The sequence below is a fragment of the Edaphosphingomonas fennica genome (assembly GCF_003034225.1).
Lineage (GTDB): Bacteria > Pseudomonadota > Alphaproteobacteria > Sphingomonadales > Sphingomonadaceae > Sphingomonas_E > Sphingomonas_E fennica.
In genome coordinates this window covers 34,176-60,330 of sequence record NZ_PHHF01000085.1, presented here as the reverse complement: position 1 = coordinate 60,330, position 26,155 = coordinate 34,176, and the positions used below count along the sequence as shown (strand labels likewise).

The following is a 26,155-nucleotide window of genomic DNA, read 5'->3' as shown; positions in this document are numbered from 1 at the left end:
CCTCCGCCCTTCACCGACACCCCAACAACCGATTCTCATCTTGATTGTCGCTACGCTCGCATCCTGTCAGTCGCCGCGCAAGAGGCACGAGATGATCGCCATCTGCCTCCTCCTTGCGGTCGAGATCGCCCTTCATCCGCGCCGAGGGGATGCGCCAGAGCGGCTCCTTGCCGTTCAGATCTTCGAACTCGTCCCAATAGGCGCCGCGCAGCTCGCTCGGCCGGACTGCCGTAAGCGCAAGGAAGCGCAGCGCCAGCCGGGTGACCGGGCGAGCATAGTCCTGCTCGGCGGTGATTATCATCTTGCGCAGCGGCACGAGGTCGGTGATCGCCGGTTGTCGTCCCTTGCGCAGGGGCTTGAGCACGGCACCGAGCTTCTCGGCAGGATCGCTAGCCGCTATCCCTTGCGCGATCGCATAGACGAAGACGGCGGAGATGCGCTGCCGGACGCGCTTGGCCGTCTCGATCGACCCACGCGCCTCGATCTCGCGCAGGGCCGCCAGGATAAGCGGCGGAGTCAACTGCGCGATCGGCAGGTTGCCGAAGGCCGGAAAGGCGTCACGCTCGAGGCTACGGATGATGTCAGCAGCATGGATCTTCGCCCATTGCGCCTTGGCGTTCTCATGCCACTCGCGAGCGACGCGTTCGAACGTCCGCCGTGAAGCATCGATATTCTCTTCGATCTTGAGCTTCTTCGCCACGGTCGGGTCGCGGCCTTCACACAGCACCGAGTAGGCCTCGTCGCGCTTCCCGCGCGCATCGGCAAGCGATATAAGCGGGTAGGCGCCAAAGGCCATGCACTTCTGCTTTCCGTCATATTTGTAGTTCCAACGCCAGAGCTTCCCGCCGCTGGGCGTCACCAGAAGGAACAGCTGATTGCTGTCGGTCAACTTGTAGGGCTTAGGGCGCGGCTTGGCCGCGCGGGCTTTTGCATCACTGAGCAACGATCTTCTCCAGATACCATACTTTTCGACCGCCGATACCATGCGCCAGTACCTTCGATTCGTCGGATTGCTCCGAACGGCTCCGGACGACCATGGCTAAGCTGACCTGTTAAGTGTCAGATTTTAGGAGAGAAAAGTCGATACCAGTGGACTTCTGCGAACCGGTAAAAACGGGTCCGTGGCGGAGCGGGAGCCTCTCACACCAACCCGGCCATGTGGCGCCGCTGCCATTGCGCGAGCAGACCGCGTGACCGAGCCGGAAACCAAGCCAGAGGTCGGGCGCGCGGTCGCTTTGATGGCAGAGGCGCTTGAGCTGCTCGGCAGCGCGAGCGAGCATGACACTGCAACCGCTCACCTCCAGCTGGCGCACGATCTTGTCAAAGGCGTTAAGCCCGGGCTGATAGACGATGCCCTGGCGGATGCGGGTCCGGACGAACTGCGAATGGACCCAGCCGCGGTTCGCGCCTTGGGCGGAACCTTGACTGTGCTCGCATCCGTGCTCGGTCGCGCCGGCGTCATCCCGATGCGCGAGCTCGCCGACATCCTTGCCATCTATGCGACCATCACTTCGGAAAACGACCGCCCGCAGGGCCTGTTGATCGGCTGCTGGGCCAGCATCTTGCGTGAAGCGGCCGATCATTGCACGAAGGATGAGAAGGATACGGACGCCGTTTCTTCGCCTGGCGCCTGAGGAGAGTGCGGGCGGAGAGAGCGGGAACCCGGCTGTGGGGAGGGTTCCCGCTCAAATTGAAGGGCGGAAGCGGGCGGTCAGGCCGCGGCCCGCTTGATCATGCCTTGCGCCATCGAGGTCAGCGCCTCCGACATCCGGGCACCCAGGTTGGCATCGACGGGGGATTCGTAGATGGCCCGGCGCATGGCGTCGGCCCATTGTTCGGCCGTTTCCTGGTCGACCGCAATGCGGGCATGGGCGGACATGACGCAGACACCGGGATGCTCGGCGAACCAGTCTCGCGGGCCGCCGAGCCATGCATTGAGGAAACCGGAGAGCGAGGAGCGCATCGGCGCGAGGTCGCTGGCATGGAGGGCGCGCAGCCGTGCATATGCCGGTTCCTCGTCCATGAGATCGTAGAAGCGATCGACGATCGTGCGGACCACGTCCGCTCCGCCGATCAGGTCAAAAGGCGTCTTCGACGCTGCTTCCTGCGCTGCCGCCACGCTATCCTCCATCTATTTGGATCGCGGGCGCTCTTGGCGCGCGCGACACCATTGAAGCCGCTTGTAGAATGACCGGTCGATTGCGGATTTGACCGACGTCAAACCATGACTCGGACGTTCAGCGCGCAGGGGCGCGCACGCGACGCTCGCATTCCATCACAGCGTCCTGGAGCGCAGCGTCGAGGCGTACCGCGTTCAACGGCTTGACCAGCACGTCGATGACACCGCGCTGCATCGCGGCGACCGCCAGCCGCACCGGCGGCTTGCTGATCTGAAGAATAACCGCATTTCTCGATAGAAGAGCGGCATTTTGATCGAGGACTTCGATCAACTGCAGTGCCAACCCGTCGCCGTCTAGGAGGATCACCGCCGACGCCCCGGGGGCCATCGATCCCAGCGCCGGAAGGTTATCAACGACGCCGCCCCATTGTATCCGGTGTCTGTCGATCGCCTCGACAAGGGCGAACTGGTCGGACGGACCTACTCCGATGACGGCGATCGACGGCGGCTTCTCGTCCGATGGAAGGGTTACCGGCATGGTCAGCGTCGGCGTCTCTGCGAAGGGGTCTCCTCCGCACGATGGCGGCGCTCTTCGCGGAAATGGTCATAGTCATCGAGCACCTTGCGCATCTGCTCGAGCGCGTGGCGCCGGGCCGCTTCGTCGGAGATCCGCTGCAGGTTGCGTTTGAGATGCACTGTGAAATCGGCGTAATCGTTCTGCCAATCGCGCGACACGCACCGCTGTCGGACGGGATCGCCAGTCGACAGTCTCTTCGCCGGACCGTTCGGCACGAGACTGTAGCGTTCGCCCAGCGCCGGCGCCCTGACGTCGGCAACGGCAACCAGCTTCTCGCTCGCTGCCTTGAGCGCCGCGATCGCGGGTTCCTCGCCGTGATCGAGAAAAAGCGTTCCCTTGATCGGCGTGCGCTTGCCGATCCAGGCGAGCAGATCGCTGCGATCGGCATGGGCCGAATAGCTGTCTATTGCGCGAATACGCGCGCGCACCGCTATGTCGCGGCCCGAGATGCGCACCCGCTCGGCGCCATCGCGGATGATCCGGCCGAGCGTTCCTACGGCCTGGTATCCGACGAAGAGGATCGTCGAATCCTGGCGGGCGAGGTTGTGGACGAGATGATGGCGGATACGCCCACCTTCGCACATGCCCGAAGCTGCAAGGATGATCGCGCCGGACGTGGTGTTGAGCCGCATCGATTCCAGCGAGTTCTCGACATAGTGGAATGCGGGCAGGCGGAACACCTCCCCCTCCCCCATCGCCGCAAGCTCATGATCATGCTTGGCGAAGACGCTGGTCGCGCGCGTCGCGAGAGGCGAGTCGATGAAGACCTGCCGCTCGGGAAGACGGCCGCTGTTCATGAGACTGGCGATGTCGAACAGCAGTTCCTGCGTCCGCTCGACCGCGAAGACCGGGATGACGAGATTGCCGCCGCGGCTCATTGCGTCGCGAATTTCCTGTTCGAGAAGAGCCTGTCGTTCGGCGATCGTCACATCTTCGCGGTCGCGGTCGCCATAGGTGCTCTCGCACACGACATAGTCGATGTCGGACGGGCCGTCGGGGGCGAGTTGGAACGTCTTCGGCGTCGGACCGAGATCGCCCGAGAAAAGGGTCGTGACGCCGCCAACCTCGAGTTCGACCGAGGCCGATCCCAAAATGTGGCCGGCGTTCCACAGCCGCGCCCGAAAGCCGGGAGCGGGCTCGAACCAGTCGCCCAGCTCGACGGGTTCAACCAGCGCGAGCGCAGCCTCGGCGTCCGCCATGGTGTAAAGAGGTTCGACCTTCGGCTCGTCCGCGCGGTCCTTGCGGTTGTTGCGGTGCGCGGCATCCTGTTCCTGGAGGCGGGCCGAGTCCGCGAGCATATAGCCGATCAGGTCCATCGTGGGCGATGTCGTGAAGATCGGAGCCTTAAGGCCCTCTGCCGCCAGGCGCGGCAAGAGGCCGCTATGATCGATATGGGCGTGGGTGAGGATGACCGCATCGATGGCCTCGGGCCGGAAATCGAACGGGTCGTGATTGCAGCGCTCGAGGCTCCGGGATCCCTGGAACATTCCGCAATCGATGAGAATCCGGTGCTTGCCCCATGCGACTTCCATACAGGAGCCGGTGACGGTCTGCGCTGCGCCATGAAAGATGAGCTCGGGTGCCTCCATCCAAATTCTCCAATTTTCGATATTTGATCCGGCTCGTCGCGGCGGGGCTATGAAAGTCGATGAGCCTCGCGCGCTTGCGTGAGGCGTACCACGGTGTCGCCAAGAACATGCTCGCGGAACGGCTTTTCCAGGACCTCGTCGAAACCGCTGGCAAGAGCGCGTTCCCGAAGATCGGCGGTCGGAAAGGCGGTGATCAGAACGGCGGGACCGGTCCAGCCTCGGGAGCGAAGGCGCGAGAGCACCTCGAGACCGTCGAGATCGTCCATGCTGTAGTCGGCGACGAAACAGCCCGCGCTGTCCGCAAGCGGGTCGGCGAGCAGAGCGGCCCCCGCGGAATAGGCCCGCACGTCGAAGCCCCGCGCACGCAGCAAGAGCTGTAGCGAGCGCCGGACACCAGCGTCATCTTCGACGAGAAGAAGTCGGGGACGATCCGGGGACGGAGTAGCGATATTTTCGCCTGCCATGATACACCATCAACTCCAGCGCGATTGCTGGTCGACGGGAAATGTCAGGAACGGCGCCGAAGGTCGCTACGTAATCGTCCTAGGGGTCAGGTGTTGAGCCCGGCGGCGAATGCGATGCGAAGGGCTTCGGAAAGACTGCGGACGTTGAGCTTCGTCATCAGGTTGGCGCGATGCACTTCGACGGTGCGGGGCGAAATGCCAAGATCGTAGGCGATCGTCTTGTTAGGCAGGCCGTGCGCGAGACCCTTGAGGACATCCTGCTCGCGGGCGGTAAGCCCTGCGACAAGCACGGCAGCCTCGGCGGATCGGCTGGCGCGGCCCTCGGTATCGTCCAGGCGGGCAAAGGCGGTCTCGATCGCAGAGATCAGCACCGCCTTTTCGAAAGGCTTCTCGATGAAGTCGACTGCGCCGGCTTTCATCGCCCGGACCGCGATCGAAATATCGCCATGGCCGGTCAGGACCACGACAGGCATCGCGACGCCGCGCTCGGCCAACGCCTGCTGGACCTCGAGGCCGTCCATTTCGGGCATGCGGACGTCGAGCAGAATGCAGCCCGGCTCCGCGTTCTTGACGTGCTTCAGAAACTCGACGCCCGATGTCCAGGTCTCGACCGCGAAGCCGGAGGTCTTGAGCATGAACCCGGCAGATCGGCGGATGGAATCTTCATCGTCGACTATATGAATTAAACGCTTATCGCCCATCCAACTTCTCCGGCTCCGCTCTTACCAAAGTGAAATGAAACTGTGTACCGCCACCTTTTCGCGGTTCCATCCATATCCTGCCGCCATTTGCTTCGACGATCGTTCGGCAGATCGAGAGCCCCAGCCCCATTCCTTCGCTTTTCGTGCTGATGAACGCGGTGAAAAGCTGCGCGGCCACCTCGGGCGCGACGCCAGGCCCAGTGTCCGCCACGGTCACCCTGACGAAACCAGGCTGGTCGGGTTCGGTACAGACTGTGAGGACGCGCTCCTCGGATGTGCTCATCGCTTCGACCGCGTTGCGGATGAGGTTCACCAGGACTTGCTGGATTTGAATCTTGTCGACGAGGACGTCCGCGACGTCATGGTCGATGTCGAAACGCGCTTCGATCGACTTCTCGTTTGCGCCCAAAAGGCCGAACGCGGCGGCTTCGTTGATCAGCAGCGGCAGCTTCTCGACCGTCTTCTCGACTTCGCCCCGGGCAACGAAGTCGCGAAGCCGGCGGACGATATGTCCGGCGCGCATGGCCTCGCCGACGGCATCCTGCAGCGCCTCGCGGATCATCGGCAGATCCTCCGGATCGGGCACAGCCAGAAGATCGCGGACGGCTTCGACATAGTTGGCGACGGCGGTGATCGGCTGGTTAAGTTCGTGCGCGAGCGTCGAGGCCATGGTCCCCATGGCGCTTACACGCGCGATGTGGATCAGTTCGGATTGAAGCTCCTCGAGTTGCTCCTGGGTCCGCTGGCGGTCGGTGATATCGCGGATGAAGCCGGTGAACAACCGCTGCCCCTCCCCTGTGGCCTCACCGACCGACAGCTCCATCGGAAAGGTCGTACCGTCCTTGCGCGCCGCGAAGACGACGCGGCCAATCCCGATGATGCGCTTTTCCCCGGTGCGCAGGTACCGGTCGAGATAGCCGTCATGGCGCTCGCGATCGGGAGAGGGCATGAGCATGCTGACATTCTTGCCGACGACGTCGGCCTGCGTGTAGCCGAAGAGCCGTTCGGCAGCGGCGCTGAACGACATCATGATGCCGCGTTCGTCGATCACGATCATCGCATCCGGGACGGTCGAGAGGATCGAGCGAAGGTGGTTCTCGCTGGTCCGCAGCGCCCCTTCGGCAGCGCGCTGGTCGGTTATGTCGCGCACGATAGTGGCGAAGCCGCGCAGCGCCCCGTCTTGACCGCGAAGCGACGTGATGGAGACGTGGGCGAGGAATTCGCTTCCGTCCTTTCGGACCCTCCAGTCGTCGAGCTCGACCTTGCCCTGGTCGCGCGCAGCCGCGAGGTCCGAAGCTGGCCGGCCCGCATCGATCGTGTCGGTAGGGTAGAAGAGACTGGCCGACTTGCCGACCATTTCCGCTTCGGTCCAGCCGATCAGGCGCTCGGCGCCATGGTTCCAGATCGTCACGCGGCCTTCCGGGTCCAGCATATAGATCGCGTAGTCCTCGGCCCCATCGATCAGGAGGTTCAGTTCCTCTGCGACGGCTGCGTCACCGCCAGCTTCGGGTGGGGATTGACGGACTAAGGTCTTGCGGCTGGCAAGAAGCCCGAGGGCGACAAGAAACGCGACGCCGCCCATCCACCCGCGCGGCGTCGCAATTTCGCCTTCGGAGGTGACGACGCCAAGGAACGTGATCGCCGCGACCGCGGCGAGGAATGGAAAGGCGAGCGGCAAGCGCAGGCCGATCAGGCCCGTGAGTGCGAGCGCGGCCAGAAATTGCAGCAACGGGTCGCTGAAAACCGGCGGAAGCAGGCGCAGCGCCAGGAAAATCGCGGTAAAGACTATCACCGCAAGCAGGACGGAACCTCGCATGCGGCCCAACGAGGCACCATGCGTGATGTCCGGCAAACCGGATTGGTTCTCTCCAGCTTCGCGGCGTGCTTTGAGGATGTGGCGTCTCCCTTTGCGATAGTGGGAGCGAGCCAGCATTCGAACTCGCCGTCCCCCGCTTGCGATAGTAGCAATCGGGGCGCGGGTCGGCCAAGAGATGTTATGGGATCGCTATGATTTAGCGCGCAAGCGGTGCCCGCCCGGCCGACCGTCACCCGGCGGAGGAGCGGGATTCCGGTGCCACGCGGACACCCGAACGATCACACGGCTTTGCTGAAGGCACCTTCCCCTTCGGCGCGGTGACCATCGAGGAGATAGGCGAGCGCCCGCGCGTAGGGCCGCCCATTCTCCGTCAGCGCGATTGTGTCCCCTTCCCGCGTCGCCAGCCCTCGCGTCAGGAAAACGCCGAGCGGCGGACCGATCACGGCGTTGAGGTCCGCTGGAAGGCTCACGGTCCCGTCGCATAGGATACGCTCGATCAGCCGCCCCCGGCGCTGGTCTTCCGGCCCGCGTAGCACGCCCCGGCGAATGGGCGCCCGGCCGTCGGATACCAGCATGCGATAGCGGCCGGCATTCTTCTCGTTCTGTGCAAGGAGGTCGGGGAAGCTGCTGATCGCGCTCGCCCCGAGACCGATCAGGACATCGCAATCATCGTCGGTGAACCCCTGGAAGTTTCGCCGGAGCCCTCCGGCACCGGCTGCGCGGGCAAGAGGATCGTCCGGCTTCGCATAGTGATCGAACCCAACTCGAACATATCCTGCCTCGAGCAGCAGCCGATCGGCCAGCATGGCCTGCTCGAAGCGCTCCCTGCTTCGAGGCAGCGCGTCGCCTTGAATGCGCCGCTGCCGGGGTATTGCTGCAGGCAGATGCGCGTAGCCGAACACTGAGAAACGGTCGGGTTGGAGCGTCAGCGCCATGTCGATCGTGTCAGCGAGATCCGCGCCCGACTGGTGGGGCAGCCCGTACATGAGATCGAAGCCCAGCGAGCCGACACCGGCACGGCGCAGAAGCTCCACGGCGCTCTCGATCATCTCGAGCGGTTGATGCCTGCCGATCGCCGACTGAACGTGCGGCGCCAGGGTCTGGACGCCAAGGCTTGCGCGCGCGATGCCCAGGCCGGCGATGGCATGCTCCCAGGCGGAGTCGAGTCCCCGAGGATCGAGCTCGAGCGAGAACAACGGACTGAACGCGCGAAAACGTGTCATCAGATGATCTGCGAGGCGAATGAACTGGAGTGCGGACAGGGCGTTCGGGCTACCGCCGCCAAAAGAGATGCGCGCAACTTCGACGCCTGGCGGAAGCGCCGCCGATACGAGGTCTGCCTCCGCGCACAGCGCGTCCAGATAGGCTTGGAGGCGCCCGGCCCGCCCCGCCGCGCCGGTGTTGCAGCCGCAGTACCAGCATATCTCCCGGCAGTAGGGAATATGGACGTAGAGCGAGACTGGCTGTCGTGGATCGACGGCCGCGAGCTGGCGGAGATAGGGCTCCTCAGCCATACCTTCAGCGAATTCAGCCGCCGTGGGATAGCTCGTATATCGCGGGACGGCGCGGTCGAGGAGATCGGGGAAATAGGGCCACATGCCGCGGATATGGCCCCTCTTCCCGGCGCTTGCCTTGATGGCAATCAAATCGGGACGCGCGGGCAATAGGGTAGCGCCCGAATTGACATCCTGTGGCCGGGCCAATCATTGCAGACCGCAGTAACCAAAGCGCGTGAGGGCGCAGGAGCAAGTCACGACGCATGACGCTGTTCGACGATATGATCTTCCGCGGGCTGGCAGCCGCGCTCGCCGTCGGGATACTGATCGGGATCGAACGCGGGTGGCGCCAGCGCGATGCCGCCGATGGCAGCCGCGTGAGCGGGCTGAGGACATTCGCGCTGCTCGGACTGGCCGGCGGGATCGCCGGCTATCTTCCCGACATCGTCGCCGCCGTCATGGCCCTTGCGATCCTCGCCAGCCTGGTGATCGGCTATCGCAACGCGCTGCTGCGGGAAGCCAGCCTGTCGGTGACGAATACGCTGGTCGGAGTCGTGACCTTTGCGCTCGGGATGCTGGCAACCAGGGGCATGGTGACGGAGGCGCTGGCGGCAGCGGCCGTGACGACGCTCATCCTCACGATGCGCAGTCAGGCCCACGCGATGCTGAAGGGCATGTCGCAGCAAGAGGTCGAGTCGATCGCCCGGTTCGCGCTCGTCGCCCTGGTCGTCCTGCCGCTCCTCCCCGATGGCCACTTTGGCCCCTTTGGGGCTTGGAACCCTCGGCAAATCTGGCTGGTGGTGGTCATCGTCCTCGGCCTGTCCTTTGTCGGCTATGTCGCCTCACGCCGTCTGGGATCGGCGAGAGGGATCATGATTACCGCGCTGTGCGGTGCGCTCGTCTCATCCACGGCGGTGACCGCAAGCTATGCGCGGCGTCTCAAGCAGAATGACGGCCCCGAGGGCGCCTTGGTGGCCGGTATTGCGCTCGCGTCGCTGGTGATGTTCGTGCGCGTTCAGGTACTGGCGACGGCGTTGGTGCCTCATGCCGCGGTCTCGCTGGCGATCGCGATGGTGCCGGCATTCATGGTCGGCGGTCTGACGACATTGCTGGCTCTACGCCATCGCCGCGACGAAGCGAACGCCGGCGACATCAGCCTCGGAAACCCGCTCGATTTTCGTCCGGCCTTGATCCTTGCCGGTCTGGTAGCGGCTATGGCGGTCGCGGCGCGCTGGGCGATGCGGCAATATGGCGATCAGGGCATCGTCGTGGTGCTCGGCCTGACAGGGATGATGGACGTCGATGCGGCCGTGCTGACCCTGTCGGGCATGCCCGAAAACACGCTCGATGGCACCGCAGCGGGACTTGTCCTGGCCGTTCCGGTCCTCGCGAACACAGCGTTCAAAGCTGTGCTCGCCCTGGTCCTGGCCGGCCCGCAGCACAAGGGATGGAAGGCCGCGGCTCCTCTCGTGGGCTCGGTGGTCGCCTCGGCAGTCGGCATCGCCGGCGTCCTGGCCGTGCGGTGATCACAGCGTGCCGGGAATTTCGGTCGGAGAGACGTCGGGCTGATCGAAATCGGGTTGATCTGGCAGGATTTCAGGGCCGCCCGGCTGCGGACGTTCTCCCGGATCAGCTGGCGCTGGTCTCTCGGGTGGGGATTGCGGTCGGACGATGTCTGGCTCCGGAGCGCCGGGTTGGGTCGCCATTGCATGCTCCTGCTTTTCGGGTTGAGGGTGCCGGACCGTCCACTGCCGCGCGGACACGGCCGGCTGTTGGGCGCCCCGCCGTCCTCGCGCCCTGGACCGAGTTCGGTCCGAGACGGGAGGGAATCCCGGGTTGGCCGCTTGGCTTCTCGCGCCGAGAAAGAGTGTGACCGGCAAAGCGAGCGCGGCGACGGTGCCGCTCCCCTCGCGGCTGCGGATCAGCAGCCGCCCGTGAGCGGCTTCCGCGAAACGGCGCACCCGCCGAAGCCCCGAGCCGTTCGCGCCGGCCTTCGTCTCGCCCGCCAGGATGGCGTCGAGCCTGGCCCGGCTTGCACCGACGCCGGTGTCTGCGACCAGAATCCAGACACGCCGGCCGATCCGCTTGGTTCGGACATGGATGGTCCCGCCTGCCCGAACGGCCGTCCGGGCATTGGCCACAAGCTCCAGGATGGCGGCGTCGAGGGAGGCAGAATCGAGTTTGACCGGCGAGCGCGAGGTTGAAATGTCGAGGTAGATATCCAGCCCTGGCGCCGCCTGCGCGGCAAGAAGCCCTTCCAGTTTTCCCAGATGTTCATTGAGGTCGAACGGCTTGAGCATGGGATTGGCATCCTTGGCGAGGAGGGCTGTCGTCAAATGTCCGCCACGTCGCGCAGCATCCGAGATCGCATCGAGGATGAGCGATCGCTTTTCGGGAGGCAGCCGACCCTCAAGAAGGTGGCTTGCCGACGCGACGATTCCAAAGAGGTTGCGCAAATCATGAATGTTTTCGCGGCTCGAGATCTGCGTTGCGGCGTCCAGCATGAGGCCCCTCCTCTCTTGCTTGAATCGCGCGCGAACAGTTGGAGGTGAATTCGGGAAGTTACGTAACTCTATCCTCAGCGACGGTCCTAGTAGACTTCCTGATGGAGCCGAACGGCGCGCCACCGTAATCTCGCCGTGACCCGAGGGTCGACGGAGCGCGACATGACGGCATCGACCATCCCGATGGATCCAAGCTATTCCCAGGCCGATGCCGTCGCCTATCTGGAGGCACCGGGGACGCTCTGCCCGGGCGAAGGAGCGCGCCGCATCGATACTCATGCAGCCTATGTTTTCCTTGCCGGCGATCGCGCCTGGAAGATGAAGCGCGCCGTTCGCTTCCCCTATCTCGATTTTTCGGACGTGGGCCAGCGCCATGCGGCGCTGGCGGCCGAACTCGAACTCAATCGCCGGAGCGCGCCTGAGCTCTACCTGGCGGTCCATCCGCTGTGCCGTACCGGGTCTGGCGCGTTTCGGATCGGCGAGGGCGGTGAGGTTGTCGACTGGCTGCTTGAAATGCGCCGCTTCCCCGACGACGCGCTCCTCGAGCATGTGGTCGAGCGCGGAGGGCTCGACGATGCACTCGTTCTGAAGCTCGCGGACACGATTGCCGCCTTCCACGAGACTGCGCCGCCGTCAGTCGGGCAAGCTGGACACACGGTGATCGAGGCGGTGATCCAGGGCAACCGCGAGAGCCTGGCGCGGTATCCGGAGCTTTTTGCCGCAGAAGAGAGAGATCGCCTCGTCGATCGGCAGTTGCTACTTGGCGGGCAATGGTCGGCCCTGCTGGACGCTCGCAGCGAAAGGGGCCGGGTGAGGCACGGCCACGGCGACCTTCACCTCGCCAACATTGCGGTCATCGGCGACGAGCCGGTCCTGTTCGATTGCCTTGAATTCAGCGAGGCACTGGCCACCACCGATGTGCTCTACGATCTCGCCTTCCTGCTGATGGATTTGTGGGAGCGCGGGCTACGGCGCCAGGCCAATGGCCTTTTCAACCGCTATCTGGATATGTCGCCTGGCGACGAGGACGGACTGCCTCTCTTGCCGCTCTTTCTCTCCATTCGCGCGACGATCCGGGCGCACGCGCTCGCCGCCCAAGGCAAGGCCTCTGACAACCCTCAGCCGCTCGTGGCGCGTGCGCAGGCCTATTTCTCGCTGGCGATCGGCCTCCTCGACGCACCCCCACCGCGTCTGGTCGCGATCGGCGGTCTTTCCGGCACGGGAAAATCCACCATCGCGCGGATCGTCGGCGGTGAGCTCGGACGCGCGCCTGGCGCGCGCATCGTCCGGTCGGATGTCTTGCGCAAGCGAATGGCCGGGCTGAAGCCCGAGGATCCGCTCGGCAAGGGCGCCTACACCAAGGAGGCCAGCGACGGTGTGTACCGGGAGATGGGCATGCTCGCGGCACGCGCGCTTGAGGCCGGACATTCGGCGATCGCTGACGCCGTATTCGCCGACCGCGCGGAACGCGACGCGATCGAAGGGACGGCCAGGGACCTGGACGCCTCATTTGCGGGCATATGGCTCGAGGCGCCCCCGGCAACGCTTCAGGCGAGGATCGAGGGCCGAAAGAACGACGCTTCAGATGCGGACCTCGCCGTCGCCCGTCTGCAGGAGCGTTACGATATCGGAGAGCTTGGAACCTGGCACCGTGTGACCGCGGCTGGCCCACGCGAAGACGTCGCGCAGAACGTCCGGGCGCTTCTTCGTGAATAAGGCGCTCCAGGCGGTCTGGGTACCGTCGCCGACACACCAGAGTTTCATGGAAAGGATGGGTGCAGGCAAACCCTCTGCAAGATGACAAGCGGCGCGCGCGAAGGCGCCTACTCCGTCGTCCGACCGTCGAAATGCTCGTGGTGCGTCTCGGCGTCGGCCTTGGTGCGGTGGACGGTTCCGTCGACATGTTCGGGAGGGCCGTAGATCGTATAGAGCTTGAGCGGCGCGTCCCCGGTATTGATCACATTGTGCAGAGCACCAGCCGGGACGATGATCCCGTCATTATCGGCGATCGGGGTCTTTTCGCCGTCGATCAGGACTTCCCCGGCCCCGCTCTCGACGCGGAAGAACTGGTCGCGGTCGTCGTGGGTCTCGAGGCCGATTTCCTCGCCGGGCTTCAGGGACATGACGACGAGCTGAAGGTTGCGGCCCGTGTACAGGACACGCCGGAAGTCGCCATTGTCCGTGGTCAGATCCTCGATATCCGCGACAAACCCTCGCATGGATTTTCCTTTCGCAAATGCGTCAATCGATGCCGTCGGGCGGTTTCGGATCGAGCCCGCCCCTGCACCACACAATTTCGCGCGGCAGCCGGGAAAAGTCTGTCCGGGATGCTACGTAGACGCCTGTCGCCGCGGTCCCGCTGCGTGAGGCCGGCTTGGCAATCGATGCGATCATCTTACCGATCGCGCTTCCTTCCGCAAAATTACGAATGGGGGCGACCGTAAGATTCCCCGAAGGTTGCACGGCGACGACAAAGGACGAGGACATGACCGCCTTCCTAATCAGAACCGCTGCTGCGCCCGTGCGTCGCGCCAGCCAGCCGCAGCTCCGCATGATGGTCGGGCTGGCGCTTCTGTCGCTGATACTCGGCGTGCAGGCGATCTGGTCGCTCGCTGTCCGTTGACCCCTGCGGTGCCCTGCCCCTTTGGGTGGACATGAGACGGCGTTCGGCATAGGTTGCCGACGCCGTTCCAATCTTGATCGTGAGGTTCGGCCCGCTGTCGCGCGGGAAACATAGGCTCTCGACTTCGGTCGGGCGGCCTGCGGAATATAATACCTTCGGGAAATACGCGGGGCGCGTTTTTTCCTTATGTTTGCGCGCGATCAACCGTCCCGACTGGCGGCGGGGGAAACACAAGGTGTGTCGTGTGCGCTGTCTGCCGTCCGAATTTTGAGCATTATCTCGTCGCTCGCCGGCTCGGCCACGGCAAAGCCGATGCATCCATGCTGCCTGTGGAGCTCGCTGACGCGGCAGTGGCGAGGAATGTGTGACGGAGCGGCGGATCGCTTATATCGTCGATGACGAAGACTCTATCCGACGCTCGATCAGTTTCATGCTCAAAACGTCCGGCTACCGGGTCGCGACGTTCGCAACAGGTGCGGCCTTTCTGAAAGAGGTCAAGCATCTCGAGCCAGGCTGCGTCCTTCTCGACATAAGGATGCCCGACATCGACGGGCTGCAGGTTCAGGAGGTCATGATTGAGCGCGGCATCGCGATGCCGATCGTCTTCCTGACAGGACATGGCGATGTCGCGACCGCGGTGAAGGTCATGAAGCTGGGCGCGGTCGAGCTCATCGAAAAGCCGTTCGAAAAAGAGGCCGTACTTGGCGCCCTCGACCAGGCATTCGCGCGCCTGGGCGAACAGCGGCTGCGAGATCTTCGCGCGCAAGAGGCAAGACTGCTCGTCGCGGGTCTATCCACGCGCGAGCGCCAGGTCCTGCGTGGGCTGGTGCAGGGGTTGGCGAACAAGGCCATTGGCCTCGAACTCGGTATATCGCCGCGCACGGTCGAAGTGCATCGCGCGAACCTCATGGTCAAATTCGGCGTTCATACCCTCTCGGAGGCGCTCAGGATCGCCTTCGCCGCTGAACTGGACCGACCCGAGACATGAGACGTTCCTGAGCGATGCTCAGTCTGCCGCGATGGCCTTGAGGCTGTCGGGCTCCTCGACAACCAGCCGTCGTCCGCCGGGCAGCGAGACCACCCCCTTGTCCCGGAGCGCGGTGATCGACCGGCTCACGGTCTCGATGACCAGGCCGAGAAGATCGGCCATCTGCTGCCGCGACAGGGGAAGCATGACCGTTCGGTCCGGTCCGGACGGGCAACGGTCCCACATGTCCAGCAAAAGGCTTGCGACGCGCGCGCTCGCCGATTTGCGGGCGAGGAGAACCATCCACTGGCGTGCCCTGTCCAGATCGTCGAGCGTGCGCCGCAAGAGCGCTTGTCCAAGCTGCGGATGGGTTTCGGCAAAAGCATCGAAGGCCCGCCGGGGAAAGACGCAAATGGTGGAATCGACCAGCGCGGTCACACTGTGGCCGGCATTGGCGCCGAACGGCCTGCCGATGAAGTCGGATGGATAGGCGAGACCGACGATCTGCTCGGTCCCGTTGGCGCTGATGATCGACAGTTTGAGCAGGCCTTCGATCACATTGCCGACCACGAGCGATTCATCGCCCTCCCACACGACCGTCTGCCCGCGTGACACTTCGATACGCCGGCCGAGCCGATGGATCGTCTCGAGCTCGTCGGGGGTCTCGAGGGCCCCGCAAAGGGCATCGATGCGGACCGGGCACGCGGCACAGCCGTGGATCGCGGGATCCTGACAGGTCTGGGCGGGCGCGAGAGCAAGCGCGGTCATGAGCGAACGGCCTGAAGCGGCACCAAGCTCGTGGCGGGTTCAAGGGTTCTTGTCGGCATGAACCGGGGGTAGCTTCGGCTCATGCGGCTCGACATTGGGAACTATACGTAACGAGCCGCTGCTGTGCGGCGACCGCGAAGATCAGGCGATGTCGATCTCGTTCCGGACGTCGGTCACGCCGGGGGCAGCCCAGGCCGTTGCCGCCGCGACCTGCCGATCATGCGGCGTGTGAACCGTCCCGCTCAGGAACACCGTCCCCTCATCGACGCGAACGTCGATCGTCTTGGGATCGAAGAACCAGGAGCGATGCAGCGCATGCATGATGTCGTCGCTGATATGACCGGCGTCGATCTGCTTCTTGATGGCGATTTCATTGGAAATGCCCGTAACCCCGTAGAGCCGCTGCAGCGCCTGCTCTGCATTTTCGCGCTGATAGTGCCAGTCGACATGGCCTCCGAGTGTGACCCATCCATCCTCGACGGTCAGATGGATCGTCCCGTCGGGAATGGTCACGTCCCAGGCCAGACGTTCGAGCGCTGCGGCGGCGATGTCCTCGTCGGTGCGTTGATCATCGGCCGGCAGGCGAACCTCGACGTCGTTCGCGACCGCGTGAACACCTTTGACCCTATGGACGGCGACTTCGGCCGCATGCTTTTGGGCATAGGTGTCGACGTGCCCCGTGAGCGTCACGACGTCGTCATGGACAATCACACCAAGATGCGCCGCTTCCAGCCGAGGCTCCCAGCGCAGTTCATCCAGCACGGCCTCTTGCAGATCGAGATCATCGGACATGAGGTTCCTCCTGCCCGAAAGACCTACGCGGCCGATGTGACAATATCATGAGAAGCCGTCTGCCTCCGCGCATTACAGCGGCGCGGGAGCGCTCCAGTTTGGCCGCGTCGGCAGGTTGCCGTTCGGACGCCTGTTGAGGTCGATCTGGTGGCCCTCCAACTCGGTGAAGGTCATCAGCTGCGCGACGACCTCGTAGGTGGTGGATGACCCGAAGAAGTCCTTCGGCCCATGCCAGCGCTGCCCTTCGACGATCTTCATTCGATAGGTTCCGGGCGGGACGACCGTCGTCGTCTGCTCGTTCTTGCGAACATAGAGCGAAAGGATATGCCGCCCGCTTTCCGGTTCAAAGAGCTGGACGACCGCATTGGCATTTGACGTCGTCACGGTCAGGCGGGCGGTGGCGCTCTTTGGTCTGACCCCAGGGCCTATGGTGACGCTGCCGCTCTCGGGGAACGCAAGGCCCGGCCGGGTATCGGGCAGCCAGCCTTCGCGCTTGAGCGAATAATAGGCGGGGATCGCGATCAGCAGCAGGCTCAACGCGAAAGGCAACCAGCGTAGGAGGCTGCCCCGGCCACGCCGGGCCCCTCGAAACCTGCCCTTCTGATAGTCGAAGCCCCGGTTGACAGGATCGAACCAAGCGCCTTCGACGCGCCCGGCACGATCGCTCCACTTCGTGGCCCCGGAGCGCGCGCGGTAGCGCTCGCGCATGTAGTCGCGATCGTCGAGCCCCATAGCGAACTATCCCTGGTACGCGGCGTCGGCCGCGTTTTCGCGAAGAACGCCAACGACGCCGAGCACGTGCTGGACCGTCGGTCTTGCGCCTGCCGGTATCCGCAGGGTCAGATAGCCCGCCTGCGCCGTCATCGCATCGCGCAACCGATCCTTGTCGGCATCATGCGAGCGGTCGTCGATCTCGATCAATGCGACCACTCTACCCGTTGTGGGATCCTCGATCACGAAGTCGACGATCTTACGGGCGAAGGGATTCCAGTCCGCCGGCGTGACCCTTCGGCCAGGCACGGCAGGCACTTTGAGGAGTGCGCCCATCGCGACCTGCGCGTGAATGCGGTACATCGGCAGCACGTGCTCGAGCGCGGCCAGCATAGCCTGCTCGCGCTGTGTCATGAACGGCCGTGCCACGGGCTCCAGGGGCTTATGCGGCCCGAAGCCCCGGGACATCTTCGACCAGCCAAGCGCCACGATGACGGCCACGAACAGGAGCGAGGCCAGAAATTCGGAAGTGCTCATTGTTGCCTCCCTTCAACCCCAGCCGTCCCGGCGGCCCTCGCCATTGTCGCGAAGGTTGCGGCCATCGACGGCCGATCGGCGGATATTGAGCTGCACCTCGTCGCCCTTGCGCGTGATCTGGACATCGCGCGGATCGAGATTGTTGCGGCGGGCATAGTCATCCGCCGCCTTTTCACTGCCGAACTTTCCGGCTTCTTCAAATTCCCAACCCATCGTTCGTCTCCTTCTCCTTGCCACGGGCACTCCGCCGGCGGCTTTCCAGTTCACAGGTCGAGGCCCAGGCTGCGCTCCGGCAGCGGCGGCAGCGGGTCACCGCGATCGGGCTTCAGATCCGGCGGCGGCTTCGGGTCCCTGGCGGTTGGCGCGGGCGCAGCGCTGTCCGGCAATGGCGGCAAGTCGGTCGGAAGCGGCGGAAGGTCCGAGAGATCGACCCCGTCGATCGGACCGGGGTCGAACTTCTCGCGGGGCTGAGCCCCGGGCCCTTTCTTGCCGTCGATGTCGAGCCGGCCCAGCGTTTCGAGCGCGGATGTCTTGTTGCCGGGATTCATGTCGAGCTGGCGCTCGAGCTTCTCCCGGTCGTCGACGATCATGGTGAGCTCATCGCGCACGCGGGTGACGCCGACGTTGAACAGCCGCTGGTTCGACAGATTCCGTTCATGCGCCGACATGACCGTGATCGCCTTGTCGGTGGTGATGCCCTGCGCCATGTGCATGTTGAGGCTGTAGGCAAGGTCGAGTCTGGACAGCATGGGATCACCGAGCCCTAGCGTCAGGACCCCCTTGTCTGCAGTCTCGACCCTGACCCCGTCGGTATCGCCGCCGATGATCCGCGCGAGCGCGGCATTGTGGAGGCCGCGCTCCTTGTCGTTGGCGGTCCAGCGGATGCGGTCGCCTTCGCGCAGCTGAAGGTCCTTCTTCTCGGAGAGCTGCAGCCGATCGCGCTGTTCCGTCGGCGAGAGCTTTTGCGGATCGAACCGAATCTTGCGTCGGCCGTCCGACAATTCGATCTTGCCGTTGGAGTGGACCTTCAGGACATCGTAGCGTCCGCCCGCCAGGCCGATGTCCTGCGCCCCGCCCCGACCCACTTCGAGCGTCTGGCCCGCCCGGTAGGTCGAAGCGTAGCGCAGCTCTTCGCGGGTGGTGTTGACCCGCTCATAGACAGTGAGATGGATGGCGACGCCCTTGACGCTGCCCTCGGCGATGAGCCCATCCTGTATCGCCGAATTGATGATGGCGCGTGCGTCCCGGCCCGAGGCGAAGACGGCGGTCTGCTCGCGCTCGGCTGGGTCCAGCGCCAGCCACATGTCGGCCGCGGCGGCGGCAGGCTCGGACGCCTCGACGACATGGTCCCCCAGCACCTTCATCGCCGCACCGGCCTTGCCGATATTGGCGAGCGCGGCGACCGTGCGCAGCTGATCGGTGCGCTGGCGGATATTCTGGTCCATGCGTGCCATGGTGCCGCCGCCCGCCTGAATCATGGCGAAGGCCTTCCCGGCGTCGATCGAGGAGAGCTGCTGGCGATCGCCGACCAGGACGAGCTTGTCGACGCCCAGCGCGGCGCTGATCTGGTGGAGCTTGAGCATGTCGTTCGACGACACCATCGAGGTTTCGTCGACGACCAGCATGGTGCCGCCGAGCTTTTCGCGTGCGGTATCGAAGCGCTGGGTCCCGCGCTCTTCGATGAACCGCTCGTTCTCGAGCACGAACGAAGCGATCGTCTGCGCCTTGATGCCGGCCCCTTCGCCGAGGTCCGCGACCATCTTGTTCTGGAACGCGAGGCCCGTGATCGTCCGGCCCTCCGCCTCGGCAACACGCGAGACCGCCTGGAGCATGGTCGACTTGCCGGCACCCGCGACGCCCTGGATCGAGACCGTGCGGTCGGCGGACGACAGGATCACCGTCGCGGCGGCGAGTTGCCCCGGATTGAGGGGAAGTGCGGCGGCATCCTGCAAACGCTGGGGAGCATCGGCTGGCGCGATTATCGGCTCCGCCCTCCCCTTTCCTTCCTCGACGGCCCCGAGGATCTTCTCCTCGGTCCGCAGAGCTTCCTGGGTGGTGACCATGCGGCCGGTCCGGTCCGCGGCGGTCGCGATGCCCGGTATGAGCTGACGGTTCTCGACCAGCCGGTCGATCCGCTTCTCGATCATGTCGACGGTGACGCCCTTGAGGCCAAGATCAAGCGCGGTCTTGCTAAGGAGAGCGACGGGCCAGGCGGCTTCGCGTTCGGAAAGAATGCGCACGGCCGATGCGACCGCGAGCTGAGCGCGCGCCTCTCCCGGAGATTTGACGGCGCGGGCCAGCGCATTGTCGACCAGCGGATCGCGTGGACGCATCAGGCTTCCTAGGCGATCGCGCGCGCCTTCGATGGCATCCGCAATCGCCCGGTAACCGCGCTCCAGCGTGCCTTCTGGCTGCATCATCCCGGCGCGTGCCTCGGCCGCCGCCATCAGATCCTTGCCGTTGAAGCCGAGCGCGGCCGCCCGGTCGATCCAGTCCTGCTTGAGCGCGGCGCGATCCTCGACATCGAGCTTGGGATCGCGCGAACGCTTGGTGATCTCGCGCAGGCCTTCGGGCGACTTGATGCCGAGCTGGGTCGCCCGGTCGAGGATCTCCTCGCGTCGCTGACTATACTCCTCGACCACCGCCTTGGGCACGCCAGCGATCTCGAATGTGCCGTGCTTGCCCTTGAGGTCGAGCTGGTAGCCGATCTGTTCGAGGCCCGCGCGCAGGAAGGCATGGTAGATCGAACCGATGATGCTGTTGTGGCTCCAGATCTTGTCCGCGTGGAGCGCCTGCCATTTGCCATCGGGCATCCGGGTGAGATTGGCGATGACGGCATGGATGTGGGCCTGCGGATCGAGGGCGCGGCTGGTGTCGTGCTGGAAAAGCGCGTAGACGAGGTTGCCGGTCTGGACCGGAACCTTCCGCCCCTCGACGTCGCGGCGGCCCTCGGCGAGGTTCTTTTCGACCCAGGCCATGGTCTTCTGGACGGCCGCCATATTGGCAGCGAGCACGCGCTTGTCGCCGGCGACATAGGCCATGACGGAGGCCGATTTCGGCATCGAGAAAGTAAGGTCGTAGCCGGCGCGCCGGTTCTCGACCTGAGCCACCGCCTCGCCGCTGGGAAGGATGCCGTTGAGCACGCCTTCGAAGGCGTCCTTGGAGACCTCGCCGGAGAGGCCGATCGCATCGGCCCCCTCCCCGCCCCAGGCGCTGATCTCGGACGAGCCCTCGACGGTGTAATAGTCGTCCTTCGCGAAATAGTTCGCGGCACCGGAAGCGGAGCGGACGCCGGCGACGGAGAGCATCAGATGCCCATGTCCATGCCATCATGGTCGCGGCCCGATGAGAAGTCCTGGCGCAGTTCGGCGAGTGTCTGGTCCTCGACCTGCGGTGCAGTGGCACCGTGCCGGTGGCCATCGCGCCGATCGTCACGATCGCGCGTGGCGACGGGCTGTTCCTCGCCGCCGGAGCGCGTTGCTGCCGCCTTGTCCGCGGCATGGGTGGCAGGCGTTGCCTGTTCGTCGCGATCGTCGGCGCGTTGGGCTGCGCGCCGAGCGGCATCGTCCTCCTCCTCCTCGACCTCGGCCGACAGGATCCTCGCTGCCAGATCACGCGCAAGATTGGTGGTCTCGGACACCTCTCCGATCACCTGCCCCGCGCCGTCACGCCCGCCGGCCTCCCCTGCCCCATCCTCCTCGAACGCTTCCTCTCCGCGCTTCGACCGAACGGGCTGAATATCGGGTCTTGGTACAAAGCCCTGGGCGAGCTGGGGATAGTCCTTCCACTCGAGCAGAATGCGCGCGGCGGGAAAGCCGTCGGGGAATTTCACGAAGCCGTGCATCGAGGGCAGGTTGGTGATGTCGTCGGCGATGACGAGCGGCTCGACCTGCTTGCGCGGGGTGAGCGTCGAGGCGTCGCGGGTGTTGTTGTAGCCGTAGCTATAGGCCTCATCCATCTGGCGGACCTCGCGGTTGCCGATGTAGCGCGCGCATTGCTCTGCCGTGTCGAGATCGGCGGTCGCCAGAATAAGCTTGGAGCGCGCGAGCGAGGCGAGATTGCGCGCGCCCTGTTCGCCGTAGACTTCGACCAGTTTTTCGAAGCTGTGGATGCCGAGGATCATCGCGCCGCCGAAGGCGCGGGCGGTCTGCAGGCCGTTTTCGATCGCGGGCAACCGGTGGAGCGCACCGAGCTCGTCGAACATGAACCAGGTGCGCAAGGACCGCGTGCGCGGCAGCGTCATCAGGCGGTTGATGGCGAGGTCCATCCAGAGCGTCAGGAGCGCCCGGTTCATCGGCAAGTCGACGTAGCTCGACGTCACGAAGAGGATCGAGCCGGGCTTCTTGTCGCGGGTGATCCAGTCACGGATCGAGAAGGGCTCCCCGTCATCGGGGAGGAAGCGCAGGACCTGTGCATTGGTGTTGAAGACGGCGCGGATCGATTCCGCCATGCGCGCCGCTTCCGGCGCGGTGAGCGGGTCGGCGATGGTGTTCGCGAGGAAGCGGTGGACCCGCTTGAGGTCCGCGGTCATCAGGTTCTCGGACAGAGCGAGATTGCTGGTCTGACCCCGTTCCTGAAGCCGCACGCACATTTCGATGAACAGGGTGCGCGCGGCGAGCGCCCAGAAGGGTTCGGACGAGCCCCCGTCCGACGGGATCAGCGCCGCTGCCGCGGCGGTGAACTCGCTGTGCGTGCGGCAGTCGTTGAAGATCGACCAGGCGGGGCAACGCGCGTCCATCGGGTTGAGGATGGTGTCGCGCGAGGGATCGTAGAAGGCTTCGACATAGGCGCCGGTCAGGTCGAAGATGACAGCCGTGTCCTGGCGTTCGCGCATCTGGGTGACGAGGCTTCTCAGTTCGGTCGTCTTGCCCGAGCCGGTGGTGCCGATGAGCATCGCATGCGACTGCTCGGTGCGATGCGGAAAGGGGATGCCGGCGAGCGTATAGGGATGATGAATGCCGGCTTCCTTGCGCGCGCGAAACGGCATGGCCAGTACTTGCCGCGACGACATGCCGGGGAAAAGATCGGCGGCTTCCTCCTCGAACTTGATCCGGTTGTGCTCGTTGATTTCCGCGAGCAGAACGCCGCGATCGACGAGCATGGCGCCGCGTTCATGGCGTTCCTGAAGGATCGAACGGCCGCGCCGGTGGGAGATGTCGACGAACCAGATGGCCGCCGGAATGGTGATGAAGATCGAGACCAGAAAGGCGCCGAGCAGGCCCCGCATCGCGACGGCCCAGGCCTTGATAACCTCGGGGATATAGGGGACCGCTTTCATCACGGTCCGCAAGAGCTCGCCATTGGGCAGCGTGACGTTGACGCGCTTGTTCGGATTGAGGTCGACCCAGTTCCAGATGGTCGCATAGAGCTTCATGCAGACGAGCTGGAAACCATGCTCGTCGAGCTTGATCGACATGATGATGAACCAGGCCCCCATGAAGGCGAAGAACCAGAGGATGAAAGGCAGCTTCGCGCCCGAGAACCACATCATCATCTCGTGGGTGAGGAGCTGGCTGCCGCGGGTGAAATTGCCGGCGTTGCGCTGGACGCGGCCACGCGCGGAATGATGGGTGAGCGGGACCGGGCGCCCGTCCGTGCGGATGTCCTCACGCGCCATGATATTGCTCCAGGCGCTTGTCGGTTTCGGCGATGATGCGGTCGCGATATTCGGGAAATTGCTCGCGGATGATGATGTCGAGCGCGAGCTGCTGGAACTCGCTGATGCGCGCGATCCGGCGCTGGCTTGCGCTGATCAGATTGGAGGAGGCGAGAAAGCTCTGAACCGCGGTTCGGATGACATCGGACGGCTTGCATCCGCGCTCCGCCGCGATCGCCGCGAGCCCGTTATAGTGCGCAAGGTCGAGTCTGACCGTGCAGTGCCTTGTGGGGGTTTTCAATGTCAGCCTCCTAGCAGGGAGGCTGGTGGGGTCTCAGAAACCGACCATCTCTATACCGGAGCGAGAGGCCGGGAGCAACTCGAAGCTGGGGGACCAATCAGCCGTGTTCATCGTGGGACGGCCAAGGCATTGGTATTTCGTCCTTTTAGATGGCCCAAATATCTGTCCCACATTGTCCCACAGATACGTTTCCTCGTAACGTGCTGATTTCCGTTAGGATTCCAATGCACCGAGGTGCGTTCGGTGTGCTTCTCTGCACCAGGGCTGTTCCAGTCCCCGGGGCGTCTCGTGACGCGGTCGATGTGAAGGGAAAGCGCTTCCGGCGAGGCGCCAGGCCGTCCTTCGGACGGAACCGTTGCGCAGCGGTCGGACGGATGCGCGGGAACCGGGACCGGGATACCTGCCGTCCAAGTTGCGCTTCCGGTGGCGTGGACCTGCGCCTATAAGGAACGGGTTCATAGCCCGATCAGCGTGAACCAAGAGGCCCTTCATGGCACGCACATTGGAACAGGAAAGAGCAGCGATCGTAGAGGATGAGCGCAAACTCGAGGAACGACGGCAACGGCTCGAGGAAAAGGAGCGCGAGGCCGCGGTGCAGGCGGTCGAAAAGGCTGGCCTGCTCAAGCTCGACGCGAAGCGGTTGAGCGCCCTTCTGACGCGCATTCGCAGTCTCGGCATCGACGAAGTGGAAAAGCGCCTGACGGCGTGATCAGACCCCGCCGCGAGCCTGCTCGCGGCACGGGCAAGGGGGGCTCGATGCCCCTCTTGCCCGTATCACCCTCGCAACAAAAAAAGGGAGAGGCGGCGCGCGCCCCTCCCCTGATCGGGTGTCAATATTCGTCGAGCATCCCGCCCTGCGCGGTGTAGACGATCTGGTCGATCATCGTGGTCGACAGCGCGCCGTAGTCGCCTTCATCGATGGCGAGATACCCAAGCTCCGCATCCTGGATGACGTGCTGGTCGAAGTAGCTGTGAAGCGCCCGGCGCTCGGCGCACGCGACGGCGGCGAAGTAGGCGGCGTTGTCGGCGGCGGCGGCGTTCGTGATCGTCTTCATGATGTGCTCCTGTCTGTCTTGAATGACAGGGGCAGTCGCGTCGGGCGGGCGAGGTCGGGTCAAGGATCGCCGGCTTGCCGGCGACCGCGTGAGCGGCGGTGGGGGTCACGATTTTCTTCGGCGGCCACGGACGCCGAAAGATGAGCGCCGAGCCTCGATCCGCCGAAGAAAATGGTGGGGCCCCGCCGTCCTTGAGGCGGCCTCGTCCGCCCGACATCATGGGAAGACTGTGAGAGATTTTTCCTCTCGGCTGGAGGGTTCCGGCAAGGCGTAGCGGCGCGCGGACCGACGGGTCCGTGCGGCACGCGAGCAAGCCGGAACCTCGCCAGCTTCCCCTCGTCATCGGCCCGTTAACGCAATGTGGCATGGCGCGTCGCGACCAGATCGACTTGGTCGCTGTGGGTGGCTGTGATAGGGGCCCGACTGCGCTGCGAAAACGGCGGCGCCGGGGCTTCAGAACCCTGTCAGGAACGGCACTCGGCGTGAGCTTTCACGGCCGGGGTGCCTGCGCATATGTACAGGAACCCCGGTTCTAAAAGCGTAGGCGCACTGTCCTTGACCGTGTTCTGAAACCCCGGCTCCCGCGCCCAGCGCGCGGGAGCTTCCGGGTCCGAAATGTCCGCCCCGGTGCTGACCGCATTGTTTGAGCGGGCGACAAGCGGCGGAGGGGTTATGGGCGAGCATTCGGGCGATGCGCTGCGGGCGGACCCGCTGGTGCAAAGAGCGCTGGCGGTCGTCCTGCTGCGGCAGGCCCTGCCGCTGCTCGATACGCTGGGTGAGCAGGTCGCCGCAGCGCATATTCAGGCGGTGATCGACGCGCTGTCCGGGAGCGGGACCGTGACGCCGCCACATGCCCTGTCGTGACGGCAGGGCGTTGCATTCCGCAGAGCAGCGGCGAGGTTCAGGCCCATACGAGACGCGCATCGTCGAGATCGGGCGCGCTCGCCAGCAGACGTTCGAGCCGAGGGAGATAATGGTCGACCCGGCGTACCGACGCGCGCGCGGGGGTCGACGGGTCCGACAACCGGATGCGAAGCGTGTCGAGGGCGATATCCCCGACGCTCTCCGCTTCTATTTCGAGGGCTTCGAGCAGCGCATAGGCATTGCCATAAGCGAGGTCGAGTTCGAGGCCGCAGTCGGATGTGAGCGCGACCCGCATGGTGATCGCGGCGTCGGCTTCGTCGTGGTGGACGGCAATGCGGCGTCCCCGGAACTGGGCCTCCTCGACGACGCTGATGACGGCGGGATCGTGGTTGAACTGGGCCGTCACGGCGGCAAGGGCCAGCGGGCAGACGCGCGCTTCGAAGCTGTCCCCGATATACTCGTCGGGTTCGATGAGCGCGATGCCGATCCGGTCTCCTTCCGAGCGGAGATAGCGCCGGAAGGCGGCAAGCTGGCGCGCGGTGATGACCGCCTGCGGGTCGGTCGTGTCGTCGGCGGGAACAGCGATGCGGAAGAGGACGGACATGGCCTTTGACTCCTTGAGCAAACCGCCTGTTTCCTCCCCCTCTCTTCTTGGGTCCGAGGAATTGCGCGGAC

The 26,155-nt window shown here is 64.7% G+C and carries 28 protein-coding genes; 7 read left to right on the top strand and 21 right to left on the bottom strand.

Annotated elements, in window-relative coordinates:
- Nucleotides 1-10: 10 nt before the first annotated feature.
- Nucleotides 11-985 carry a tyrosine-type recombinase/integrase gene (locus tag CV103_RS21620; protein ID WP_245897006.1) on the bottom strand — a complete coding sequence of 325 codons (975 nt, stop codon included), beginning with the start codon at nucleotides 983-985 and terminating at the stop codon, nucleotides 11-13.
- 205 nt (nucleotides 986-1,190) lie between these two features.
- Here CV103_RS21620 and CV103_RS23010 point away from each other — a divergent pair, with 205 nt between their 5' ends.
- Nucleotides 1,191-1,634 (top strand): hypothetical protein, encoded by a 444-nt coding sequence (locus CV103_RS23010; protein ID WP_245897005.1) that lies wholly within the window; start codon nucleotides 1,191-1,193, stop codon nucleotides 1,632-1,634.
- Between the two features lie 77 nt (nucleotides 1,635-1,711).
- Here CV103_RS23010 and CV103_RS21610 read toward each other — a convergent pair whose 3' ends face one another.
- The 7 genes from CV103_RS21610 to CV103_RS21580 all read right to left on the bottom strand — a co-directional run bounded on the left by CV103_RS21610 (nucleotide 1,712) and on the right by CV103_RS21580 (nucleotide 8,912).
- Nucleotides 1,712-2,119 (bottom strand): group II truncated hemoglobin, encoded by a 408-nt coding sequence (locus CV103_RS21610; RefSeq protein WP_245897004.1) that lies wholly within the window; start codon nucleotides 2,117-2,119, stop codon nucleotides 1,712-1,714.
- Between the two features lie 118 nt (nucleotides 2,120-2,237).
- Nucleotides 2,238-2,657, bottom strand: coding sequence for a response regulator transcription factor (locus CV103_RS21605; protein ID WP_107396187.1), 420 nt, complete (start codon nucleotides 2,655-2,657; stop codon nucleotides 2,238-2,240).
- A gap of 2 nt (nucleotides 2,658-2,659) precedes the next feature.
- Nucleotides 2,660-4,285, bottom strand: a complete 1,626-nt coding sequence (locus CV103_RS21600) for an MBL fold metallo-hydrolase (protein ID WP_245897003.1) — start codon at nucleotides 4,283-4,285, stop codon at nucleotides 2,660-2,662.
- 47 nt (nucleotides 4,286-4,332) lie between these two features.
- On the bottom strand, nucleotides 4,333-4,749 hold the full coding sequence (locus CV103_RS21595) for a response regulator transcription factor (protein ID WP_107396186.1): 417 nt from the start codon (nucleotides 4,747-4,749) through the stop codon (nucleotides 4,333-4,335).
- Nucleotides 4,750-4,835: 86 nt separating this feature from the next.
- Nucleotides 4,836-5,450 carry a response regulator transcription factor gene (locus CV103_RS21590; protein ID WP_107396185.1) on the bottom strand — a complete coding sequence of 205 codons (615 nt, stop codon included), beginning with the start codon at nucleotides 5,448-5,450 and terminating at the stop codon, nucleotides 4,836-4,838.
- Complete coding sequence (locus CV103_RS21585) at nucleotides 5,440-7,032, bottom strand: PAS domain-containing sensor histidine kinase (protein WP_107396200.1); 1,593 nt, start codon at nucleotides 7,030-7,032, stop codon at nucleotides 5,440-5,442. Before CV103_RS21585 ends, CV103_RS21590 begins: the two co-directional genes overlap by 11 nt.
- Nucleotides 7,033-7,544: 512 nt before the next feature.
- Nucleotides 7,545-8,912, bottom strand: coding sequence for a radical SAM protein (locus tag CV103_RS21580; RefSeq protein WP_342749186.1), 1,368 nt, complete (start codon nucleotides 8,910-8,912; stop codon nucleotides 7,545-7,547).
- Between the two features lie 113 nt (nucleotides 8,913-9,025).
- On the opposite strand from CV103_RS21580, the gene CV103_RS21575 reads away from it, so the two are divergent.
- Nucleotides 9,026-10,288 (top strand): MgtC/SapB family protein, encoded by a 1,263-nt coding sequence (locus CV103_RS21575; RefSeq protein WP_170112697.1) that lies wholly within the window; start codon nucleotides 9,026-9,028, stop codon nucleotides 10,286-10,288.
- Here CV103_RS21575 and CV103_RS23275 read toward each other — a convergent pair whose 3' ends face one another.
- Nucleotides 10,289-11,266 (bottom strand): sensor histidine kinase, encoded by a 978-nt coding sequence (locus tag CV103_RS23275; protein ID WP_170112696.1) that lies wholly within the window; start codon nucleotides 11,264-11,266, stop codon nucleotides 10,289-10,291.
- Between the two features lie 162 nt (nucleotides 11,267-11,428).
- Here CV103_RS23275 and CV103_RS21565 point away from each other — a divergent pair, with 162 nt between their 5' ends.
- On the top strand, nucleotides 11,429-12,982 hold the full coding sequence (locus tag CV103_RS21565; protein ID WP_211314445.1) for a bifunctional aminoglycoside phosphotransferase/ATP-binding protein: 1,554 nt from the start codon (nucleotides 11,429-11,431) through the stop codon (nucleotides 12,980-12,982).
- Between the two features lie 107 nt (nucleotides 12,983-13,089).
- Here CV103_RS21565 and CV103_RS21560 read toward each other — a convergent pair whose 3' ends face one another.
- Together CV103_RS21560 and CV103_RS22270 are read right to left on the bottom strand one after the other, a co-directional pair.
- Nucleotides 13,090-13,485, bottom strand: coding sequence for a cupin domain-containing protein (locus tag CV103_RS21560; protein WP_107396182.1), 396 nt, complete (start codon nucleotides 13,483-13,485; stop codon nucleotides 13,090-13,092).
- Between the two features lie 22 nt (nucleotides 13,486-13,507).
- Nucleotides 13,508-13,753 (bottom strand): hypothetical protein, encoded by a 246-nt coding sequence (locus CV103_RS22270; RefSeq protein WP_146163470.1) that lies wholly within the window; start codon nucleotides 13,751-13,753, stop codon nucleotides 13,508-13,510.
- On the opposite strand from CV103_RS22270, the gene CV103_RS22590 reads away from it, so the two are divergent.
- Together CV103_RS22590 and CV103_RS21550 are read left to right on the top strand one after the other, a co-directional pair.
- Entirely contained in the window at nucleotides 13,752-13,889 is a 138-nt protein-coding gene (locus tag CV103_RS22590; protein WP_170112695.1) for a hypothetical protein, read from the top strand. The two genes, CV103_RS22270 and CV103_RS22590, sit on opposite strands and share 2 nt — an antisense overlap.
- A 364-nt stretch (nucleotides 13,890-14,253) precedes the next feature.
- Nucleotides 14,254-14,877, top strand: coding sequence for a response regulator transcription factor (locus CV103_RS21550; protein WP_107396180.1), 624 nt, complete (start codon nucleotides 14,254-14,256; stop codon nucleotides 14,875-14,877).
- A gap of 18 nt (nucleotides 14,878-14,895) precedes the next feature.
- Here CV103_RS21550 and CV103_RS21545 read toward each other — a convergent pair whose 3' ends face one another.
- From CV103_RS21545 to CV103_RS21510, 8 genes are all read right to left on the bottom strand, one after another.
- Nucleotides 14,896-15,624 carry a Crp/Fnr family transcriptional regulator gene (locus CV103_RS21545; protein ID WP_245897002.1) on the bottom strand — a complete coding sequence of 243 codons (729 nt, stop codon included), beginning with the start codon at nucleotides 15,622-15,624 and terminating at the stop codon, nucleotides 14,896-14,898.
- 141 nt (nucleotides 15,625-15,765) lie between these two features.
- Nucleotides 15,766-16,416 (bottom strand): BON domain-containing protein, encoded by a 651-nt coding sequence (locus CV103_RS21540; protein WP_107396179.1) that lies wholly within the window; start codon nucleotides 16,414-16,416, stop codon nucleotides 15,766-15,768.
- Between the two features lie 72 nt (nucleotides 16,417-16,488).
- On the bottom strand, nucleotides 16,489-17,148 hold the full coding sequence (locus CV103_RS21535) for a hypothetical protein (protein WP_107396178.1): 660 nt from the start codon (nucleotides 17,146-17,148) through the stop codon (nucleotides 16,489-16,491).
- A 6-nt stretch (nucleotides 17,149-17,154) separates the two neighbouring features.
- Nucleotides 17,155-17,664: a DUF2726 domain-containing protein gene (locus CV103_RS21530; RefSeq protein WP_107396177.1), complete on the bottom strand. Its 510-nt coding sequence runs from the start codon at nucleotides 17,662-17,664 to the stop codon at nucleotides 17,155-17,157.
- A 12-nt stretch (nucleotides 17,665-17,676) separates the two neighbouring features.
- On the bottom strand, nucleotides 17,677-17,877 hold the full coding sequence (locus CV103_RS21525; RefSeq protein WP_107396176.1) for a hypothetical protein: 201 nt from the start codon (nucleotides 17,875-17,877) through the stop codon (nucleotides 17,677-17,679).
- Nucleotides 17,878-17,927: 50 nt separating this feature from the next.
- Entirely contained in the window at nucleotides 17,928-20,972 is a 3,045-nt protein-coding gene (mobF, locus tag CV103_RS21520) for a MobF family relaxase (RefSeq protein ID WP_107396175.1), read from the bottom strand.
- Nucleotides 20,972-23,281, bottom strand: a complete 2,310-nt coding sequence (locus tag CV103_RS21515; RefSeq protein ID WP_107396174.1) for a type IV secretion system DNA-binding domain-containing protein — start codon at nucleotides 23,279-23,281, stop codon at nucleotides 20,972-20,974. The genes mobF and CV103_RS21515 overlap by 1 nt, the downstream gene beginning before the upstream one ends.
- Nucleotides 23,271-23,561: a hypothetical protein gene (locus CV103_RS21510; RefSeq protein ID WP_107396173.1), complete on the bottom strand. Its 291-nt coding sequence runs from the start codon at nucleotides 23,559-23,561 to the stop codon at nucleotides 23,271-23,273. The genes CV103_RS21515 and CV103_RS21510 overlap by 11 nt, the downstream gene beginning before the upstream one ends.
- A gap of 490 nt (nucleotides 23,562-24,051) precedes the next feature.
- Here CV103_RS21510 and CV103_RS21505 point away from each other — a divergent pair, with 490 nt between their 5' ends.
- Nucleotides 24,052-24,270 (top strand): hypothetical protein, encoded by a 219-nt coding sequence (locus tag CV103_RS21505; protein WP_107396172.1) that lies wholly within the window; start codon nucleotides 24,052-24,054, stop codon nucleotides 24,268-24,270.
- A gap of 121 nt (nucleotides 24,271-24,391) precedes the next feature.
- On the opposite strand, the gene CV103_RS21500 is transcribed toward CV103_RS21505, so the two are convergent.
- The gene (locus CV103_RS21500) at nucleotides 24,392-24,616 is read right to left on the bottom strand and encodes a hypothetical protein (RefSeq protein WP_107396171.1); all 225 of its coding nucleotides are present in this window, start codon (nucleotides 24,614-24,616) and stop codon (nucleotides 24,392-24,394) included.
- A gap of 672 nt (nucleotides 24,617-25,288) precedes the next feature.
- Here CV103_RS21500 and CV103_RS21495 point away from each other — a divergent pair.
- The gene (locus CV103_RS21495) at nucleotides 25,289-25,480 is read left to right on the top strand and encodes a hypothetical protein (RefSeq protein WP_107396170.1); all 192 of its coding nucleotides are present in this window, start codon (nucleotides 25,289-25,291) and stop codon (nucleotides 25,478-25,480) included.
- 37 nt (nucleotides 25,481-25,517) lie between these two features.
- Here CV103_RS21495 and CV103_RS21490 read toward each other — a convergent pair whose 3' ends face one another.
- On the bottom strand, nucleotides 25,518-26,084 hold the full coding sequence (locus tag CV103_RS21490) for a hypothetical protein (protein ID WP_107396169.1): 567 nt from the start codon (nucleotides 26,082-26,084) through the stop codon (nucleotides 25,518-25,520).
- Nucleotides 26,085-26,155: the final 71 nt, after the last annotated feature.